This window comes from Atlantibacter sp. MEI4A-1023, assembly GCF_056155425.1.
Map to the genome: position 1 here is coordinate 4193504 of NZ_CM149568.1, position 17923 is coordinate 4211426.

The 17923-nt window shown below is 55.6% G+C and carries 15 protein-coding genes and 3 tRNA genes; 1 reads left to right on the forward strand and 17 read right to left on the reverse strand.

The genetic code is table 11. The features are described from left to right. Window positions 1-13: 13 nt before the first annotated feature. From rnr to nnr, 13 genes are all read right to left on the reverse strand, one after another. Window positions 14-2458, reverse strand: coding sequence for a ribonuclease R (gene rnr, locus ACVV26_RS19905; RefSeq protein WP_474798992.1), 2445 nt, complete (start codon window positions 2456-2458; stop codon window positions 14-16). 110 nt (window positions 2459-2568) lie between these two features. Then, window positions 2569-2994 (reverse strand): nitric oxide-sensing transcriptional repressor NsrR, encoded by a 426-nt coding sequence (gene nsrR / locus ACVV26_RS19910; protein ID WP_312983876.1) that lies wholly within the window; start codon window positions 2992-2994, stop codon window positions 2569-2571. A 171-nt stretch (window positions 2995-3165) separates the two neighbouring features. Continuing rightward, on the reverse strand, window positions 3166-4464 hold the full coding sequence (locus tag ACVV26_RS19915; protein WP_474798993.1) for an adenylosuccinate synthase: 1299 nt from the start codon (window positions 4462-4464) through the stop codon (window positions 3166-3168). A gap of 102 nt (window positions 4465-4566) precedes the next feature. Further along, a complete protein-coding gene (locus ACVV26_RS19920; protein WP_125294172.1) occupies window positions 4567-4764 on the reverse strand; it encodes a DUF2065 domain-containing protein in 198 nt (65 codons plus the stop codon). A gap of 63 nt (window positions 4765-4827) precedes the next feature. After that, a complete protein-coding gene (hflC, locus tag ACVV26_RS19925; protein WP_474798994.1) occupies window positions 4828-5832 on the reverse strand; it encodes a protease modulator HflC in 1005 nt (334 codons plus the stop codon). A 2-nt stretch (window positions 5833-5834) separates the two neighbouring features. Next, window positions 5835-7085: an FtsH protease activity modulator HflK gene (gene hflK, locus ACVV26_RS19930; RefSeq protein ID WP_312983880.1), complete on the reverse strand. Its 1251-nt coding sequence runs from the start codon at window positions 7083-7085 to the stop codon at window positions 5835-5837. Window positions 7086-7277: 192 nt separating this feature from the next. After that, complete coding sequence (hflX, locus tag ACVV26_RS19935) at window positions 7278-8558, reverse strand: ribosome rescue GTPase HflX (protein WP_312983882.1); 1281 nt, start codon at window positions 8556-8558, stop codon at window positions 7278-7280. A 73-nt stretch (window positions 8559-8631) separates the two neighbouring features. Further along, entirely contained in the window at window positions 8632-8940 is a 309-nt protein-coding gene (hfq, locus tag ACVV26_RS19940) for an RNA chaperone Hfq (RefSeq protein ID WP_125294168.1), read from the reverse strand. Between the two features lie 100 nt (window positions 8941-9040). Then, entirely contained in the window at window positions 9041-9991 is a 951-nt protein-coding gene (miaA, locus tag ACVV26_RS19945) for a tRNA (adenosine(37)-N6)-dimethylallyltransferase MiaA (protein WP_312983886.1), read from the reverse strand. Then, complete coding sequence (gene mutL / locus ACVV26_RS19950) at window positions 9984-11831, reverse strand: DNA mismatch repair endonuclease MutL (RefSeq protein ID WP_474798995.1); 1848 nt, start codon at window positions 11829-11831, stop codon at window positions 9984-9986. Before mutL ends, miaA begins: the two co-directional genes overlap by 8 nt. Before the next feature lie 9 nt (window positions 11832-11840). Continuing rightward, on the reverse strand, window positions 11841-13175 hold the full coding sequence (amiB, locus tag ACVV26_RS19955; protein WP_474798996.1) for an N-acetylmuramoyl-L-alanine amidase AmiB: 1335 nt from the start codon (window positions 13173-13175) through the stop codon (window positions 11841-11843). A 30-nt stretch (window positions 13176-13205) separates the two neighbouring features. After that, on the reverse strand, window positions 13206-13688 hold the full coding sequence (gene tsaE, locus ACVV26_RS19960) for a tRNA (adenosine(37)-N6)-threonylcarbamoyltransferase complex ATPase subunit type 1 TsaE (RefSeq protein ID WP_312983892.1): 483 nt from the start codon (window positions 13686-13688) through the stop codon (window positions 13206-13208). Further along, the gene (gene nnr / locus ACVV26_RS19965; RefSeq protein WP_474798998.1) at window positions 13681-15207 is read right to left on the reverse strand and encodes a bifunctional ADP-dependent NAD(P)H-hydrate dehydratase/NAD(P)H-hydrate epimerase; all 1527 of its coding nucleotides are present in this window, start codon (window positions 15205-15207) and stop codon (window positions 13681-13683) included. Before nnr ends, tsaE begins: the two co-directional genes overlap by 8 nt. Here nnr and queG point away from each other — a divergent pair. After that, window positions 15206-16345: a tRNA epoxyqueuosine(34) reductase QueG gene (gene queG / locus ACVV26_RS19970; protein ID WP_474798999.1), complete on the forward strand. Its 1140-nt coding sequence runs from the start codon at window positions 15206-15208 to the stop codon at window positions 16343-16345. The two genes, nnr and queG, sit on opposite strands and share 2 nt — an antisense overlap. A gap of 268 nt (window positions 16346-16613) precedes the next feature. Here queG and ACVV26_RS19975 read toward each other — a convergent pair. From ACVV26_RS19975 to ACVV26_RS19990, 4 genes are all read right to left on the reverse strand, one after another. Beyond that, window positions 16614-16689: transfer RNA gene (locus tag ACVV26_RS19975), tRNA-Gly, on the reverse strand. Between the two features lie 71 nt (window positions 16690-16760). After that, window positions 16761-16836, reverse strand: a tRNA-Gly gene (locus tag ACVV26_RS19980). Between the two features lie 71 nt (window positions 16837-16907). Further along, a tRNA-Gly gene (locus ACVV26_RS19985) sits at window positions 16908-16983 on the reverse strand. A gap of 171 nt (window positions 16984-17154) precedes the next feature. Further along, window positions 17155-17904 carry a DeoR family transcriptional regulator gene (locus ACVV26_RS19990; protein WP_474799000.1) on the reverse strand — a complete coding sequence of 250 codons (750 nt, stop codon included), beginning with the start codon at window positions 17902-17904 and terminating at the stop codon, window positions 17155-17157. Window positions 17905-17923: the final 19 nt, after the last annotated feature.

Genomic DNA, 17923 nt, shown 5'->3' on the forward strand with positions numbered 1-17923 from the left:
GGCCAGCCGGACGTTACGCGTCGTGCGTTTTCTTTTTCGCTGCCCGCTTCGCTTTGGTCGCCGCCGCGATTTTTTGGGTTTTCGTCGACGGTTTTTTCACTTTCTTATCGGCTTGCTCTTTTTTGGCTTTCGGCTTGCGCTTTTCACCACGGAATTCGCTGTCCGGCTCGAAGTTGGTTCTTTTACCCGCCTGGCGACGCTTCCCGGAGGGCTTCGCTGCGCCACCCTTACGCGCTTTCTCACGCGCCGTTTTACCGAGGTTGCGCGGACCGCGTTCGCTGGAGATCAGCGAGAAGTCGATCTTACGCTCATCCATGTTGACCGCTTCAACTTTCACTTCCACGCGGTCGCCCAGGCGATAGGTTTGCCCACCGGATTCGCCGATCAAGCGCTGGCCTACCTGGTCGAAACGGTAATAGTCGTTGTCCAGTGAAGAAACGTGCACCAGCCCGTCGATAAACAGATCGTTGAGACGGACAAAGAAGCCGAAGCCGGTGACGCTGGCGATAACGCCAGAGAATGTCTGTCCTACCTGATCCTGCATAAAGTCGCACTTCAGCCAGTCCGAGACTTCTCGGGTGGCTTCATCGGCGCGGCGTTCGGTCATGGAGCAGTGTTGGCCCAGTTGCAGCATCGCTTCCACGGAATAGTGCCAACCGCCGGTCGGCGTACTGTTGCCGACGTGCCCTTCCTGCTTCGCCAACAGATATTTAATGGCGCGGTGCAGCGACAGGTCCGGGTAACGACGGATCGGCGACGTGAAGTGCGCATAAGACTGAAGCGCCAGACCAAAGTGACCGCGGTTTTCCGGATCATAGATGGCCTGTTTCATGGAGCGCAGCAGCATGGTTTGCAGCATCTCATGATCCGGGCGATCGGCGATGGATTCCAGCAGTTCGGCGTAGTCGCGCGGCTCGGGTTTATCCCGGCCGGGCAGTTCCAGCCCAAGTTCAGCCAGTACCGAGCGGAACGAGGTGATCGCCTCGGTGCTCGGACGGTCATGAATACGGAACAGCGCCGGCTCCTGGTGTTTCTCAACGAAACGCGCCGCCGAGATGTTCGCCAGAATCATGCACTCTTCAATCAGTTTATGCGCGTCGTTACGCTGGGTTTGCTCGATGCGTTCGATGCGGCGCTCAGCATTAAAGATAAACTTCGCCTCTTCGCTTTCAAACGAGATACCGCCACGCTCGCTGCGGGCAACGTCCAGCGCTTTATACAGGTGATGCAACTCTTCGATGTGCTTAACCAGCGGCTGATACTGCTCGCGCAGATCCTGATCGCCCTGCAAAATATGCCATACCTTGGTGTAAGTCAGGCGCGCATGGGAGCGCATTACCGCTTCATAGAATTTGTAACCGGTCAGCTTGCCGCTGGCGGAGACGGTCATCTCGCACACCATACACAGGCGGTTAACCTGCGGGTTCAGCGAGCAGAGACCGTTGGACAGGACTTCCGGCAGCATGGGAACCACCTGCGACGGGAAGTAGACTGAGGTGCCGCGATTGTGCGCTTCGGTATCCAGCGCGGTTTGCGGACGCACATAATAGCTTACATCGGCAATCGCCACCCACAGGCGCCAGCCGCCGCCGCGTTTTTTCTCGCAGAATACCGCATCGTCAAAGTCGCGGGCGTCTTCGCCGTCGATAGTGACCAGCGGCAGATCGCGTAAATCCACGCGTCCGGCAATAGCCTCTTCCGGCACGTCTTCGGTTAACCCAGCGACTTCTTTCTCGACCGCTTTCGGCCAGACGTAAGGGATTTCATGGGTGCGCAGCGCCATATCGACGGCCATGCCGGTGCCCATGTTATCGCCCAGCACTTCAACAATTTTACCAATCGCTTTGGTGCGGCGGGTCGGGCGCTGGGTCAGTTCCACCACCACCACGAAGCCCATCCGCGCGCCCATGATCTCTTCGGGCGGGATGAGGATATCAAAGCTTAAGCGGCTGTCATCCGGCACCACGAAGCCGACGCCTGCGTCGGTAAAATAGCGCCCGACGATCTGGCCGGTTTTCGGTACCAGCACGCGGACGATACGCGCTTCGCGGCGTCCTTTACGGTCCGAACCCAGCGGCTGCGCCAGCACCTGATCGCCGTGAATGCAGGTTTTCATCTGTTCAGATGACAGATACAAATCGTCTTTTCGGCCTTCTACTCTCAGGAAACCGTAGCCATCGCGATGGCCGATTACGGTGCCTTTTACCAAGTCCAGACGCTCCGGCAAGGCGTAGCACTGGCGGCGGGTGAAGACCAGTTGCCCATCGCGCTCCATGGCGCGCAGGCGGCGGCGCAGGGCTTCCTGCTGTTCTTCGCCTTCAATATTCAGCTCGATCGCCAGTTCTTCCCGACTGGCGGGCTTTTCGCGTTTGGTTAAGTGCTCGAGGATGAATTCCCGGCTCGGGATTGGATTGTTGTACTTCTCTGCTTCTCGTTCCTGAAAAGGATCTTGTGACATTTCGATTCCTCCGTTGTCATCTCTGGCGGAACGCCCCAACGGTTCAGTGTAGAGCGCGTCACGCAGCGTTCGTTGATGCGTAAAGCGCGTTGAAACCCGTCAGATAATAACTATTCCACCAGCAGTAATTTATACAGCGGCGTATTCTCTTCAACTAAGTCGGCAAGCGTGTAGTTATCAAGCTCAGTCAGAAAACTATTCACCGCTTTTGAAAGCGCCTGTTTTAAACGGCAGGCGGGGGTGATATGGCAAAACTCGCTGCTGCAGTTCACCAGCGAGAGGGGTTCCAGCTCGCGAACGACATCACCGATGCGAATTAAGGGTGCAGGTTTGCCTAAACGGATGCCGCCGTTTTTTCCACGCACAGCCATAACATAACCAGCGCGACTCAGTTGGTTGATAATTTTAACCATATGATTACGGGACACGCCATAAACCTCGGTCACTTCGGAAATACTCGTCATACGACCTTCCGGCAATGACGCCATATAAATCAAAGCACGTAATCCGTAATCGGTAAAACTCGTTAACTGCACATCAACCTCTGAATAAGGGGGAAAGCGATTTGCCTGGGGCATATGCCCGAATTATGACGGGCATTAAGTGATGATAAACCAGCCAGCGCTCAGGCGGCTAATTTATTTGAAAGCGGGCTGGGAAAAAGCGGAAAAACAATAAAGGGGCGTTCAAAACGCCCCTTTTCATCATTATGCGTCGAACGGGTCGCGCAGAATCATGGTTTCTGTACGGTCAGGGCCGGTAGAAATAATGTCAATCGGCACGCCGGTCAGTTCTTCGATACGCTGAATGTAGTTCAGCGCCGCCTGCGGCAGACCGCTGCGCTCTTTCACGCCAAAGGTGGACTCAGACCAGCCCGGCATAGTTTCGTAAATCGGCTCGATACCTTCCCAGTCGTCAGCGGCCATCGGCGTGGTGGTCACTTCACGACCATCCGGCAGACGATAGGCAACGCAGATTTTCACTTCTTTCAGGCCGTCCAGTACGTCCAGCTTGGTCAGGCAGAAGCCCGACAGGGAGTTGATCTGCACTGCGCGGCGCACCGCAACGGAGTCCAGCCAGCCGGTACGACGACGGCGGCCCGTGGTCGCGCCATATTCGTTGCCCTGTTTGCACAGGAACTCACCGATGTCGTCAAACAGTTCGGTCGGGAACGGACCCGCGCCCACGCGAGTGGAGTAGGCTTTGATGATGCCCAGCACGTAGTCAACATAACGCGGACCAATACCGGAACCCGTCGCTACGCCGCCAGCGGTGGTGTTGGAAGAGGTCACGTACGGATAGGTGCCGTGGTCGATATCCAACAGCGTACCCTGTGCGCCTTCGAACATGATGAAATCGCCGCGTTTACGCGCCTGATCCAGCAGATCGGAAACGTCCACCACCATGCTGGTCAGGACGTCGGCGATCGCCATCACATCATCCAGCACTTTCTGGTAGTCAACCGCTTCAACTTTGTAGAAGTTAACCAGCTGGAAGTTATGGTATTCCAGCACTTCTTTCAGTTTCTCAGCAAAGGTCGCTTTGTCGAACAGGTCGCCAACGCGCAGGCCGCGACGCGCCACTTTATCTTCATAAGCCGGGCCGATACCACGACCGGTGGTGCCGATTGCTTTTGCGCCACGCGCTTTTTCGCGCGCCACGTCCAGTGCGACGTGATAATCCAGAATCAGCGGGCAAGCCTCAGAGAGCAGCAGACGCTCGCGAACCGGAATACCGCGGTCTTCCAGCTCTTTCATCTCTTTCATCAGCGCAGCCGGAGAGAGCACCACTCCGTTACCGATGATGCTAGTGACATTCTCACGAAGAATACCTGAGGGAATAAGATGGAGGACGGTTTTTTCACCGTTGATTACGAGAGTATGGCCAGCGTTGTGACCACCCTGGTAGCGCACAACATATTTAGCCCGTTCAGTAAGAAGATCGACAATCTTCCCTTTGCCTTCGTCACCCCATTGGGTGCCCAGTACGACGACGTTGTTACCCATTTTTCAAAATCACCGTTTGCTTAAAAATGGATTCTACCATCGGTTTTGTGGATGATCAGCCCTTTTTATATTCAAAATTCATCGAACTTGACCAAATAACGGTCAGCCAATCGTTTTCCTCAACATGTAGTAGATAACGCAGCCAGCGACCACTAGACCGCCGCCAAAGCGGCGTAAAATCGTTTCAGGTAATTGTGTCATACTTAACACCATCCGCCGCCAGAGACGTGGAAATAACATCGGCCCGAGACCTTCCAGCACCAATACCAGTGCCAGCGCTAACCAAATCGTAGAATTCATTTTTCTCTGTCCAATAAAAAAAGAGCCGGTATTCACCGGCTCTTCATCAGGGATTCGCGTAGTTTAGCGCGCGCTGTTGGATGGCGTCTTCATATAACGGAAGAAGTCGCTGTCCGGGCTCAGCACCATGACGTCCTGATTGGAGTTAAAGCTGCTCTCATAAGCACGCAGGCTACGGATAAACGCATAGAAATCCGGGTCCTGGCTGAACGCGTCGGCAAACAGTTTCGCCGCTTCCGCATCGCCTTCACCGCGCAGGATACGCGCCTGACGTTCAGATTCCGCCAGAGTACGGGTCACTTCGTAATCCGCCGCAGCACGCAGTTTTTCCGCTTCTTCCTGGCCTTGCGAACGGTGGCGACGCGCTACCGCTTCACGTTCTGCACGCATACGGTTGAAGATCGCTTCAGATACTTCGGTCGGCAGGTTGATCTGCTTGATACGCACATCCACCACTTCGATACCCAGCGCGGCCATACTGTTTGGGTTCACCACCGGCACTTTACCGTTGGTTTCCGCCGCAACGCGCTCTGCCGCTTTGGCAATCGCATCATCCGCCGCCGGCGTCGTCACTTCATCTTCAGTACCCGCAGAACCGGAGTTCAGCGCATCGCGCACTTCCAGGGTCAAACGACCACGGGAGTCGGTCACGATGTCTTTCACATCCAGACGACCAATTTCCGAACGCAAACGGTCCGAGAATTTACGTTTCAGCAGCACTTCCGCCTGAGAAACGTCGCCGCCGCCTGTCGCCAGGTAGTAACGGCTGAAGTCGCTGATACGCCATTTGATATAGGAGTCGACGATCAGGTCTTTCTTCTCTTTGGTCACGAAACGATCCGCTTGGTTATCCATAGTCTGGATACGCGCATCAAGAGTCTTCACCGATTCGATAAACGGGATTTTGAAATGCAGGCCTGGCTCAAACACCACCGGCTTGTTTTCATCATCACGCAGGACCTTACCGAAACGCAGCGTAATTCCACGCTCACCTTCTTTCACCACGAATACCGAGGTGTAGAGCACCACCAGCACGATGATGATGACTGCAATCACTGACTTACGCATTGTTATTCACTCCCTTCGCGCTGGTAATCGTTACGCTGCGCATTCGCACGGCGCTGATCCATGATGTCGCCAGCGCTGGATGAGGCAGGCCGGTTAGCGCCGCTGTTGCTGGATGAGGAAGCAGGCGGCAGGCGCAGTAAGGAATCCGCGCCACTGCTATCGCTCTTTGATGCCGGGGCATTGTTGCCTTTCAGCATCTGATCCAGCGGCAGAACCATCAGGTTTCCGCCCTTATCGTTAACCAGTACTTTACGGGTATGGCTAAGGACTTTTTCCATGGTCTCGATATACAGACGTTCGCGGGTGATTTCCGGCGCGGCTTTATACTCCGGGAGGATTTTGGCAAAGCGCGCCACTTCACCCTGCGCTTCCAGAATGGTCTGGGTCTTATACGCACGGGCATCTTCGATGATGCGCTGGGCAGAACCGTTAGCACGCGGCTGCACTTCGTTGGTGTAGGCTTCCGCCTCACGGATGTATTGCTGTTCGTTTTCACGCGCGGCAATCGCATCATCAAACGCGGCTTTCACCTCTTCCGGCGGACGTGCGGCCTGGAAGTTGACGTCCAGCAGCGTGATGCCCATGTTGTAAGGGCGAATGGTCTCTTCCAGTTCGCGCTGGGTATCGCTACGGATCACCGTACGGCCTTCAGTGAGGATACGGTCCATGGTGTATTTGCCGATGACGCCGCGCAGGGCGCTGTCGGTGGCCTGACGCAGACTGTCGTCGGCGCTGGTCACGCTAAACAGATAACGCTCGGGATCGGTCACGCGGTACTGCACGTTCATCTCAACGCGCACCACGTTTTCATCAGAGGTCAGCATAACGCCGGACGCCGCGAGTTCACGCACCGATTCAACGTTAACAGGCTGGACGCTATCGATAAACGTTGGCTTCCAGTTCAGACCCGGTTCAACCAGGTGACTGAATTTGCCAAAACGCGTTACCACGCCGCGTTCCGCTTCTTTGATGGTATAGAATCCGCTCGCAGCCCAAATGATCACCGCCGCCGCAGCGACAATCACCACCACACGGCCACCGATAGGGTTACGGGGGCCCTGGGTTGAACTTCCACCGCTTCTACCACCAAATCCACCGAGTTTTTTACTCAGTTTACGGAAGATATCATCCAGATCGGGCGGCCCCTGATCGCGACCGCCTTTATTTCCATTTCCCCCAGAGTCGCCGCCAGGCTTGCTGCTTCCCCACGGGTCGCGGTCCTGTCCGTTATTACCGGGCTGATTCCACGCCATGTTTGTGCTCCATATTTGTTATGCGGTGATATACCTGTCCTGCTCCGCACTGTCTCTTTATTGCTGTCTTCACGTTTCCCACGGCATCGCGCTTAATGCCGCCGGGAAGTTGTTCCGTTCGCGCTACGAGACAACCCAGACTATTTCAGGTACCCCCCAAAGGGGAAAGTTCTTCAGGCAACCTCAGACCGGTTAAACAACATAGTCAACCAGAGTCGGTTCTTGTTTACAGAGGCGGCGCCAGTCAACGATGGGCATACGTACTTCCAGCCCCACGCTACCGTCCTCCTCCATCCACTCTTTTTCTATCGCCTGAAGCTGGTAAAACCGGCTCCGCAGTCGCCCTGCCTCTGGAGGCAAACGCAACGTGTGCTGCGCTATCTCTCCCGACAAACGCTCCGTCAGAGCCTGGAAAAGCAGTGGTACGCCGTCACCGGTCTGGGCAGAAAGCCAAACCCGAATCGGCATATTTTCATCGTTTCTGTCGATACGCGGCTGAAACCCGTCCAGCGTATCGATTTTGTTCATCACCAGCAGGGTCGGGATCTCGTCAGCCTCGATCTCTTCAAGCACCGTGTTAACGGCGTCGATGTTCTCCTGCATACGGACATCCGCTGCGTCAACCACATGCAGCAGCAACGTGGCCTGACGGGTTTCCTGTAATGTCGCTTTAAACGCGGCAACCAGATCATGGGGCAGATGGCGGATAAAGCCGACGGTATCCGCCAGCACGGTTTCACCGACATCGGCAACATCTATCCGGCGCAGCGTCGGGTCCAGCGTGGCAAACAGCTGATCCGCCGCGTAAACCTGCGCTTCGGTAATCTGGTTGAACAAGGTGGATTTACCGGCGTTGGTATAGCCCACCAGTGAGACGGTAGGAATATCCGCTTTGCTTCTCGATCGACGCCCTTGTTCGCGTTGTTTTTCGACTTTCTCAAGGCGTGAAAGAATTAACGTAATACGGTTACGCAGCAAACGGCGGTCAGTTTCCAACTGCGTTTCACCCGGCCCGCGCAAGCCTATCCCGCCTTTCTGACGTTCAAGGTGGGTCCAGCCGCGCACCAGGCGCGTCGCCAGATGCCGCAATTGGGCGAGCTCAACCTGCAACTTCCCTTCATGGGTGCGTGCACGTTGGGCAAAAATGTCTAATATCAAGCCGGTGCGGTCGATTACGCGACACTCACACAGGCGCTCCAGGTTACGTTCCTGGGCAGGCGTTAATGCATGATCAAATAAAACAACCGATGCGCCCGTCGCTTTAACGGCATCAGCTATTTCGACGGCCTTACCTTCACCTACAAAATACTTTGGGTGCGGGGCTTTACGGCTACCGGTAATCACCTGTAATGCTTCGACACCGGCGGAAGAGACCAGAGAATCAAACTCCTGGAGATCTTCCATATCTTTGTCTTGCGAAAAATAGATGTGTACCAGCACCGCCTGCTCACCGGCGTCATAACGGTCAAACAAGCGTATAACCTCTCAAAAAGACCAGCGGGGAACACAGCCAGACTGGTTCCCCGTCATGGAAACAGCCACCCGCTTATTCGGCGTCGTCGCTGTCTTGCTGTGGTGCAGATGCACCCTGCGCATTACTGTGGTGGTAATTGCTACCTGTGCTGCCACCGGCGTTATTGCTGTGATGAGAAACCGGGCGAGACGGCACCACCGTAGAAATCGCGTGCTTATACACCATCTGGCTAACCGTGTTTTTCAACAAAATAACGAACTGATCGAAAGACTCAATCTGCCCTTGCAGCTTAATACCATTCACCAAATAAATAGAAACTGGAACACGTTCACGACGCAGTGCGTTCAAGAACGGATCTTGTAAAGATTGCCCCTTAGCCATTCTATCTTTTCCTTATATGCTTGTTTTGTACTTAAGAACCCTTGGGCTCTGAAAAACTACCTAAAAAAATTCGCGCACGATACGGTTCAATTGTACACATTCATTGATGGTTCGCACCAACAACCTGTAACACGTCCTGACGGGCTTTTTCAGGATTATCACTGTCTAACCAGTGAACACCTTCCCAACCCCGCAGCCAGGTCATCTGGCGTTTCGCCAACTGCCTCGTGGCGCAAATACCGCGATAAACCATGTCGTCATAAGGGACTTCACCGGCCAGATAAGACCACATCTGGCGGTATCCTACACAACGAATGGAAGGCATATCCGTATGCAAATCTCCACGGGCGAAAAGCGCCCGCACTTCTGCTTCAAAACCTGAAGCCAACATCTGATGAAAACGCTGCTCAATTCGCTGATGGAGCAGTTCACGGCTCGCCGGGGCGATGGCGAACTGGTGCACCTGGTACGGCAGAGCGTCTCCTGACGTTTGCGTCAGTTCCGTTAAAGTTTTACCCGAAATGAAAAAAACTTCCAGTGCCCGGGAAAGTCTTTGCGGATCATTTGGATGAATCCGTCTTGCCGCGACAGGGTCAATTTCCTGTAGTTCGCGATGCAAGGCGTCCCACCCCTGCTCTGCCGCCTGTTGTTCAATACGTGCCCTGATTTCTGGATTTGCCGAGGGCAACGGGGATAACCCCTCCAGTAACGCCTTGAAGTAAAGCATGGTTCCGCCCACTAACAGTGGGATACGACCGCTGGCGGTAATCTCCGCCATCTCTTTCAGTGCATCGCGACGAAAATCTGCCGCGGAGTACGCCTCCGCCGGGTCCAGCACATCCAGCAAACGGTGCGGCGCCTGCGCCAGCTCCGCTGCGGTCGGCTTCGCCGTTCCGACATCCATTCCTCGATAGATGAGGGCGGAATCGACGCTTATCAACTCAACCGGGAGCGTTTTACGCAGATTAATTGCCAGCGCCGTTTTGCCCGAGGCCGTCGGCCCCATTAAAAAAATCGCCTTAGGCAGGCTCGCCTTACTTACTTCAGTCATGTTTCAGGGCATTCATCGCCGGTTGGAGATCGACAGGTTGTAATAAACCACCAGGCGGTGACTTCACCAGGTTTGGACAAAGCCGTTCCACATCCGTTAACAGCGTGATGGCCTGGGCCACGCTCCACTGTTCATGTTCGGTCGCCAGTTGGCGGGCAAGCCAGCCAGCAAGTTGTGCGGAATCGGCTTTCTCGTTTGCCGCCAGGTAGCCTATCAGTTCAGGAATCAAGATTTGTAAATTTTGTTGGCGTAAGGGTAAAGGCACGGTGCGGATCGTAACATGTTGATGATCCAGCATGGTTTGGATGCCCATTCCCTCTAATAATGCTGTGGCGTTGCGCATCACCGTTTGCTCTTGCGCATCCACCTTAATACGCACCGGAATCAGCAACGGCTGGGCACAGAGAGTTTCTGCGCCGGGCGTCAGTTGCCCCTGCCGGAGCCAGCGCTCCGCCACGGTTAAATCCAGCAGCATTACGCGCTCGTCGCGTTCCAGCAGCGCGTAAGCATTGCTGATGACCGTCAACACGCGGCCAAAGCTGTGGCTATGCCCTTTCAGCGCGGGCAGCGCAGGTCTGTTTTCACGCGGCGTTTCCGGCGTCTCCAGCAGCTTACGATAGAGCGCACCCTGCTGTTTTTGGTAATCTGCCTGGGCATGGGGCCATGCACCGCCTGATGAAGCGCGACCGCCGCCGGAAGAGGCGCTGGCCTGACGCGGTGCGGGCGCAGGTTTTTCCACCGCCGGCTGGGAGAAGTGGTTCTTCCCCGCCGCCACGCGGTTTTCCGGCTGCCAGCGCGGCGGCGCTTCTTCGGCCTGCCCCAGCGGCAACGTCGGTTCCGCCTGCTGCTGTTGCAGCACGCTCAGCACGCCCTGGTAGATAAAATCATGCACCAGCCGCGACTGATGGAACCGCACTTCATGCTTGGCCGGATGCACATTCACATCCACCTGATGCGGGTCGATCTCCAGATAAAGTACATAGGCGGGCTGCTGATCGACACCCAGCTTGTCTTCACAGGCCTGGCGAATAGCATGGTTAATCAGGCGGTCGCGCATCATGCGGCCATTCACGTAGCAATACTGGATTTCGCTCAGCCCGGCGCTGGCTTTCGGTTCTGCCACCCAGCCGCGCAACGCTAAATCGCCGTGCTGCCACTCAATGGTCAACGCCTGCTCAAGAAACGCGGTGCCGCAAATAGCCCCCAGACGCCGCTCTTTCGGCGCATTGGGTTGAACGCCGCGATACTGGCGGATTAACTTGCCGTTATGGCTGAGGTTGATGGTCACATCGAAGCGCGCCAGCGCGATGCGGCGGATAATTTCATCAATATGGTTGAATTCAGTTTTTTCGGTGCGCATGAATTTGCGCCGCGCCGGCGTGTTGTAAAACAGATCCAGCACTTCCAGCGTCGTGCCGACAGGATGCGCAGCAGGTTTCACCGTCACATCCATATCGCGCCCTTCGGCATAGGCTTGCCACGCCTCACTCTGTTCTGCGGTGCGCGATGTCAGGGTCAGGCGTGATACCGAACTGATACTGGCCAGCGCCTCGCCGCGAAACCCGAGGCTAATAATCGCTTCCAGGTCATCAAGCGAGGCGATTTTACTGGTGGCATGACGCGCCAGCGCCAGCGCCAGTTCGTCTTTGTTAATGCCGCTGCCGTTATCCCGGATGCGAATAAGCTTCGCCCCGCCGCGCTCAATATCAATATCAATACGCGTCGCACCGGCGTCCAGGCTGTTTTCTACCAGTTCCTTAACGACGGATGCGGGGCGTTCCACCACTTCACCTGCGGCTATCTGATTTGCAAGCTGTGGCGGCAGAACCTGAATCGGCATGAATGCTCCTTATTGCGTCACGGCAAACTGGCCCGTGGTCGTTGAACCGACGTTAACCGTTTTGCCGGTACCGCCTTCTCCTGGCGCCGATTGTAACGGATGCGACAGGAAATAGTTACGCAATCCCTTATAAAGCGCATCGGCAAGTTGCTGTTGGTAATCATCACTCGCCAACAGGCGTTCTTCACCGCTGTTGCTGATAAAACCCGTCTCCACTAACAGGGACGGAATATCCGGCGAGCGCAGTACGCCGAGGCTGGCGTGTTCCGGTCGGCGCTTATGTAAATCGCCCACCCGCGCCAGCTGCGACAGCACGTTGGTCGCCACGTCGTAACCGACGCGCTGGGAATGGCCAAACTGTAAATCCAGCACCGCCTGGCTTAAGTACGGGTCTGCCTGGCTGTTCGCCAGCACGTCGCCCGCCCCGCCCAGCAGTTCCGATTGCTTCTCATGCTGTTCAAGCCAGCCCGCCATTTCGCTGTTCGCGCGGCGATTCGACAGCACCCATACCGATGCGCCTGTGGCGTCGCGGTTTGGGGCGGCGTCCGCGTGGATAGACACCAGCACGTTGGCGTTCTGTTTGCGCGCTACGTCGGAACGGCCCATTACCGAAATAAAGTAATCGCCGTCGCGCGTCAGCACGCCTTTAAACAACGGGTCGTCATTTAACAGGGTGCGCAGCTTGCGGGCGATAGCGATAGTGACGTTTTTCTCTTTCACGCCGCCAGGGCCGATAGCGCCAGGATCCTGGCCGCCGTGCCCGGCATCAATCGCCACGACCACACGATCGCCGCTGGCCGATACCGCGCGCGTACTGGCAGGCCGCGTCACGGTATTGCTGCTCACTACAGAGGTCACGCGATCGGATTCCGATTTAAACGGATTACGCGCAGGCTCTCCGGTGCGCGGCGGCGGAGCACTCTCCCGCTTCGCCACTACTGGCGGTGGAGGCGGCGGCGCATCGGCGTTGATGGTGAACACCACGGTATAGTTAGCGCCGTTTTGCTGCTTCACCGCGCGGGTTTTGCCGTTCTTTGTGAGATCGACCACCAGACGCAGCGAGCCGCTGTCTTTCGGTGTACCTGAACGAATGCTTTTCACCAGGTTGTTGCCGCTGAAAATAAGCGGCAGCCCCTGAATCACGCCGGTCTGTTTAATATCCAACGCCACGCTACGCTGACCATCGTGAGAAAACGCATAATCAGGTTCGCCAAAAAAGCTGAACGTAATACGCGCCTGGTCATCGCCGTTGGAGACCTGGATATCGGATAAGCTTGCCGCCCACGCAGGCGCGCACAGCACCAGCCAGGCGAGGGTTAACCACTTTTTCATGCCAGATGTCATCCCGTTATCCTTGTTAAATGGCTGGACGCGTCACGCTGAAACCGTGTCACTGTTGGGATCCAAACTTGCCACCAGCGTGTTGCCCGCCGTGGAAACCGCCTTAATCAACGCCGAACGCCCGCGATCGAGATAAGAAAGATGAATTTCAACATCCGGATCGGGCAGCACACCCGCCCCCTGTTGCGGCCACTCCACCAGGCAAATAGCGTTATCGGCAAAATAATCGCGGATCCCCATAAACTCCAGTTCTTCAGGGTCCGCCAGGCGATATAAGTCGAAGTGGTACACGGTCAGGTTTTCAAGCTCGTAGGGCTCGACCAGGGTATAGGTCGGGCTTTTCACATTGCCCTTATGGCCCAACGCCTGCAAAAAACCACGACTAAAGGTGGTTTTACCCGCCCCTAAATCACCCACCAGCCAAATCACCGTTGCGCCATTACAGGCCTGCGCGACAGCCTTGCCGAAATCTAACGTTGCCTGTTCATCGGCGAGAGGGATAACACGTTCAATCATGGTTTACAGTATTCATTTCAGGGTTAACAACCAGGTGCAGCGTCGTAAACAGATCGCTTGCGAGCATTCCACGCGTCCCGGAACGGCGGGCGGCGGCATCGGCAGCGGCGGCATGCGCCACACAACCCGCGCAGGCGGCATCATAAAGATCGAGTTTTTGACCTAATAACGCGCCGATGATACCGGACAACACATCGCCCATTCCGCCCGTCGCCATGCCGGGATTTCCGGCATCGACAATCGCGAGTTCACCGTTTTCGCTGGCGACCAGCGTACCCGCCCCCTTTAAGACCACAACACCGCCATAACGTTTCGCCAGGCGGTGGGCTGTGAGTAAGCGATCGCTTTCAATTTGCGCGACGTCACAATTGAGCAGCCGCGCCGCTTCGCCGGGGTGCGGCGTGATAACCCGATTCTGACGTTTATCGGGATTGAATGCCAGAAGGTTGAGCGCATCCGCATCCCACAGCATCGGTTTTTGTGAATTTTCGACTTTTTGCAGCGCTCTCTTACCCCATTTTTCCTGGCCCAGGCCAGGACCGATAATCACCACATCCGCCCATTCAAGGCCTTTAGTGAGCGATTCATCGGTTAACGCCTGTACCATCAGTTCAGGCCGGGCAGTAAGCAGTGCGGCGATATTTTCCTGACGCGTCAACACGCGCACCAGCCCGGCCCCGGAACGCAGCGCCGCTTCGCCCGCCAGACGAATCGCCCCGGCGGTGCCATGGTCGCCGCCAATCACCAGTAAGCGCCCGTTATCACCTTTATGGGAGGTAGCGCGGCGCGGTTTAAGCCAGCGAGCCAGCGTTGCCGCATCGTAACGCTGGATTGCCGCAGGCTTGCCCGCCAGCCAGCTTTCCAACCCGAGCGCATTAACGTGGAGCTCTCCCACCACATCCCGGGCTTTTCCGGTCAACAGGCCGGGCTTCAGGGCGATAAAGGTGAGTGTTTGTTGCGCCACAATCACGCTGCCCGGCGTTGCGCCGGTTTCAGCCAGTAGCCCGGAGGGGATATCTAACGCCAGAACTGGCGCGGGATCGGCATTGGCTTGATCGATCAACACGCTGACCGACGGGCGCGGCGCGCTGGCAAGGCCAGTTCCCAGCAGGCCATCAATAATCAGCGACACGCCCTGCGGCCAGGGCGTCGTCGACGCGTGAATTTCCCCACCGGCGTTAAGCCAGGCGTCGCGGGCGTTGGCTGCTTCTTCAGGGAGCGGCTTGTCGCTCTCCAGCGCCAGCAGCGTAACGTCGATACCTTCGGCCTTCGCCAGCCGCGCCACCACGTAGCCGTCGCCGCCGTTGTTGCCGTGTCCGCATAACACCAGCCAGTGCTGCGCCTCAGGCCACGTCGCGCGCGCCAGCCGAAATGCGGCATCTCCGGCGCGCAGCATCAATTCATAGAGGGTGATGCCGAGGCTATCCGCCGCCTCTTTCTCCGCTTTTCTCACCCACTCAGCGGGCCATACCGAGTGTGGTATACTGCTACGGTTACTGGTAAGCCGATGGTCCGTCATGTCTGAACCCCTTGATCTCAATCTTCTCGCGCAAAATATAAAACAATGGGGCGCCGATCTCGGCTTTCAGCATGTCGGCATTACCGACACCGATTTAACCCCCCATGAGCCTGCGCTCCAGGCGTGGCTGGACAAACAGTATCACGGCGAGATGGAGTGGATGGCGCGTCACGGTATGATGCGCGCCCGCCCGCATGAACTGTTGCCCGGCACCCTGCGCGTGATCAGCGTCAGGATGAACTATCTGCCCACCAACGCCGCGTTTGCGCGCACCTTAAAAGATCCCTCGCTGGGTTATATCAGCCGCTATGCGCTGGGCCGCGATTATCACAAGCTGATGCGAAACCGGCTGAAAAAACTGGGGGAAACTATCCAGGAGCAGTACGCGTCGCTGAATTTTAGACCCTTTGTCGATTCCGCGCCCGTGCTTGAACGCCCGTTGGCCGCAAAGGCGGGCCTGGGCTGGACAGGTAAGCACTCACTTATCCTCGATCGCGACGCCGGTTCGTTCTTTTTCCTCGGCGAGCTGCTGGTTGATATCCCGCTGCCGGTGGATCAACCGGTGGAAGAAGGTTGTGGCCGCTGCGTGGCATGTATGACTATCTGCCCAACCGGCGCGATTGTCGAACCTTACACCGTCGATGCGCGTCGCTGTATTTCTTATCTGACTATTGAGCTTGAAGGGGCGATTCCGGAAGCCTTCCGTCCGCTGATTGGAAACCGCATCTACGGCTGTGATGATTGCCAGCTCATTTGCCCGTGGAACCGTTTTTCGCAGTTGACCGTTGAAGCGGATTTTTCGCCGCGCCAGGCGTTGCACAGCCCGAAACTGATTGAGCTGTTTGGCTGGAGCGAAGCGCACTTCTTAAAAATGACCGAAGGCTCAGCGATCCGCCGCATCGGCCACGTGCGTTTTCTACGTAATATTGCCGTCGCGTTAGGGAATGCTGCGTGGGATGAAGCCAATATTGACGCGCTGACAAAAAGAAAAGGTGAGCACCCACTTCTTGATGAGCACATAGACTGGGCGATTGCGCAACAATTAACCAAGCGAAACGCCAATGCTATTGAGGTTCAGCTGCCGAAAAAACAGCGCTTAGTACGGGTAATAGAGAAAGGTTTAACGCGAGATGCGTAAGAAAATTCTCTGTGAATAAAATTTAAAAGGCCTTGTCATTCAATCGTAAAAAATCCGTCAGTGATCGAATTAACAATTTCAGCCGCCAAGAATTATATTTAATAAACAGAGGCTTACTGAAAAGATGTCAAAATGTGACTTGTAGTCTACGGCGGAGCGGTAAGAAACAACCTGTGGATAAGTCTGTTGAAAGCCGTGTTTCAAACTCGCGAAAAAGGCTTACAGACAAGGTGACTTGCTGTGGATAATTTTTAATCGGTGAGAAATTTGGAGCGGGAAACGAGACTCGAACTCGCGACCCCGACCTTGGCAAGGTCGTGCTCTACCAACTGAGCTATTCCCGCTTAATCTTCGTCTTTCGCGCTGCTTAACTGCAACTCGAAATCCTGCGACTGGATGGTGCTGAATCAAATTTTGGAGCGGGAAACGAGACTCGAACTCGCGACCCCGACCTTGGCAAGGTCGTGCTCTACCAACTGAGCTATTCCCGCTTAATCTTCGTCTTTCAAACTGCTTAGGCGCAACTCGAAATTCTGCGATTGGGTGGTGCTGAATCAAATTTTGGAGCGGGAAACGAGACTCGAACTCGCGACCCCGACCTTGGCAAGGTCGTGCTCTACCAACTGAGCTATTCCCGCCCGACGTGAACTGCATTTCTGCTCTGTCACGGGAGGCGCATTATACGAGAAATCATCACAGTCGCAATACTTTAAAAGCGTTTTTTTGTGATTTTTATCCGAATGCTGATTTTATCAACAAGATGGCGAAATTAAAAACAGCATTGTTACGAAACAGTTATTAAAAATTTTTTAGTCTTCTGTAATCAGCGTACAGTGTAGTCCGGCAGTATCAAGCTGCTGGCGATAAATCGCCGGTAAATGGTTATCCGTAATCACCTCATGTACCAGCGATACCGGGCCCAGCGAATGGGGATGGATCTCACCGAACTTGGAGCTGTCGGTCAGCACATAGTTATTGGCGCACTTACGCAGCGCCGTGACCACGATGTCCGCCCGCAGCATATCGCGCCCGGTAAAACCGGTATCAGGATGAAAACCGTCAATACCGATAAACGCCTTCGCGAAGTGCAAATGCGCTAACGTCAGACGCGCTAACGGCCCTACCATGCTTTCGCTGCGCTTTTGCAGCACGCCGCCCAGCAGAATCACCTCGCAACGGCTTTCGCGCAGCAAATTGGCGATATGCACGCTGGCGGTAATGACCGTGACCTGGCGCTCTTTCGCCAGTACACGCGCCAGAATAGCGTTAGTGCTGCCGTTTTCGATAAATACCGTTTCCCCATCGGCTATCAGCGAGGCGGCGTACTCCGCCAGCGCTTTTTTGGCCGGGAAATTACTCAGCATCCGCGAATCCACGCTGTCGTTATCCGCTACCACTGCAAAACCATGTTGACGCTTTAAATACGCGCCCTGCTCCAGATAATTAAGATCGTGGCGCACGGTAACGACCGAAACGCCTGTCACATCCGCCAGCTCAACGACCGGTACGCGTTTATTGTCTGTCACATATTGCAGGATACGCTGTTGTCGATCGTTCATAGGCTCAGAAAGTCAGGAA

Bases quoted from the DNA above. Each gene is read 5' to 3' on its own strand.
- tsaE (WP_312983892.1), bottom strand. From the start codon at position 13,688: ATGATTGAACGTGTTATCCCTCTCGCCGATGAACAGGCAACGTTAGAT.
- mutL (WP_474798995.1), bottom strand. From the start codon at position 11,831: ATGCCGATTCAGGTTCTGCCGCCACAGCTTGCAAATCAGATAGCCGCA.
- hflC (WP_474798994.1), bottom strand. From the start codon at position 5,832: ATGCGTAAGTCAGTGATTGCAGTCATCATCATCGTGCTGGTGGTGCTC.
- amiB (WP_474798996.1), bottom strand. From the start codon at position 13,175: ATGACATCTGGCATGAAAAAGTGGTTAACCCTCGCCTGGCTGGTGCTG.
- ACVV26_RS19915 (WP_474798993.1), bottom strand. From the start codon at position 4,464: ATGGGTAACAACGTCGTCGTACTGGGCACCCAATGGGGTGACGAAGGC.
- ACVV26_RS19920 (WP_125294172.1), bottom strand. From the start codon at position 4,764: ATGAATTCTACGATTTGGTTAGCGCTGGCACTGGTATTGGTGCTGGAA.
- ACVV26_RS19990 (WP_474799000.1), bottom strand. From the start codon at position 17,904: ATGAACGATCGACAACAGCGTATCCTGCAATATGTGACAGACAATAAA.
- hfq (WP_125294168.1), bottom strand. From the start codon at position 8,940: ATGGCTAAGGGGCAATCTTTACAAGATCCGTTCTTGAACGCACTGCGT.
- rnr (WP_474798992.1), bottom strand. From the start codon at position 2,458: ATGTCACAAGATCCTTTTCAGGAACGAGAAGCAGAGAAGTACAACAAT.
- nnr (WP_474798998.1), bottom strand. From the start codon at position 15,207: ATGACGGACCATCGGCTTACCAGTAACCGTAGCAGTATACCACACTCG.
- miaA (WP_312983886.1), bottom strand. From the start codon at position 9,991: ATGACTGAAGTAAGTAAGGCGAGCCTGCCTAAGGCGATTTTTTTAATG.
- queG (WP_474798999.1), top strand. From the start codon at position 15,206: ATGTCTGAACCCCTTGATCTCAATCTTCTCGCGCAAAATATAAAACAA.
- hflK (WP_312983880.1), bottom strand. From the start codon at position 7,085: ATGGCGTGGAATCAGCCCGGTAATAACGGACAGGACCGCGACCCGTGG.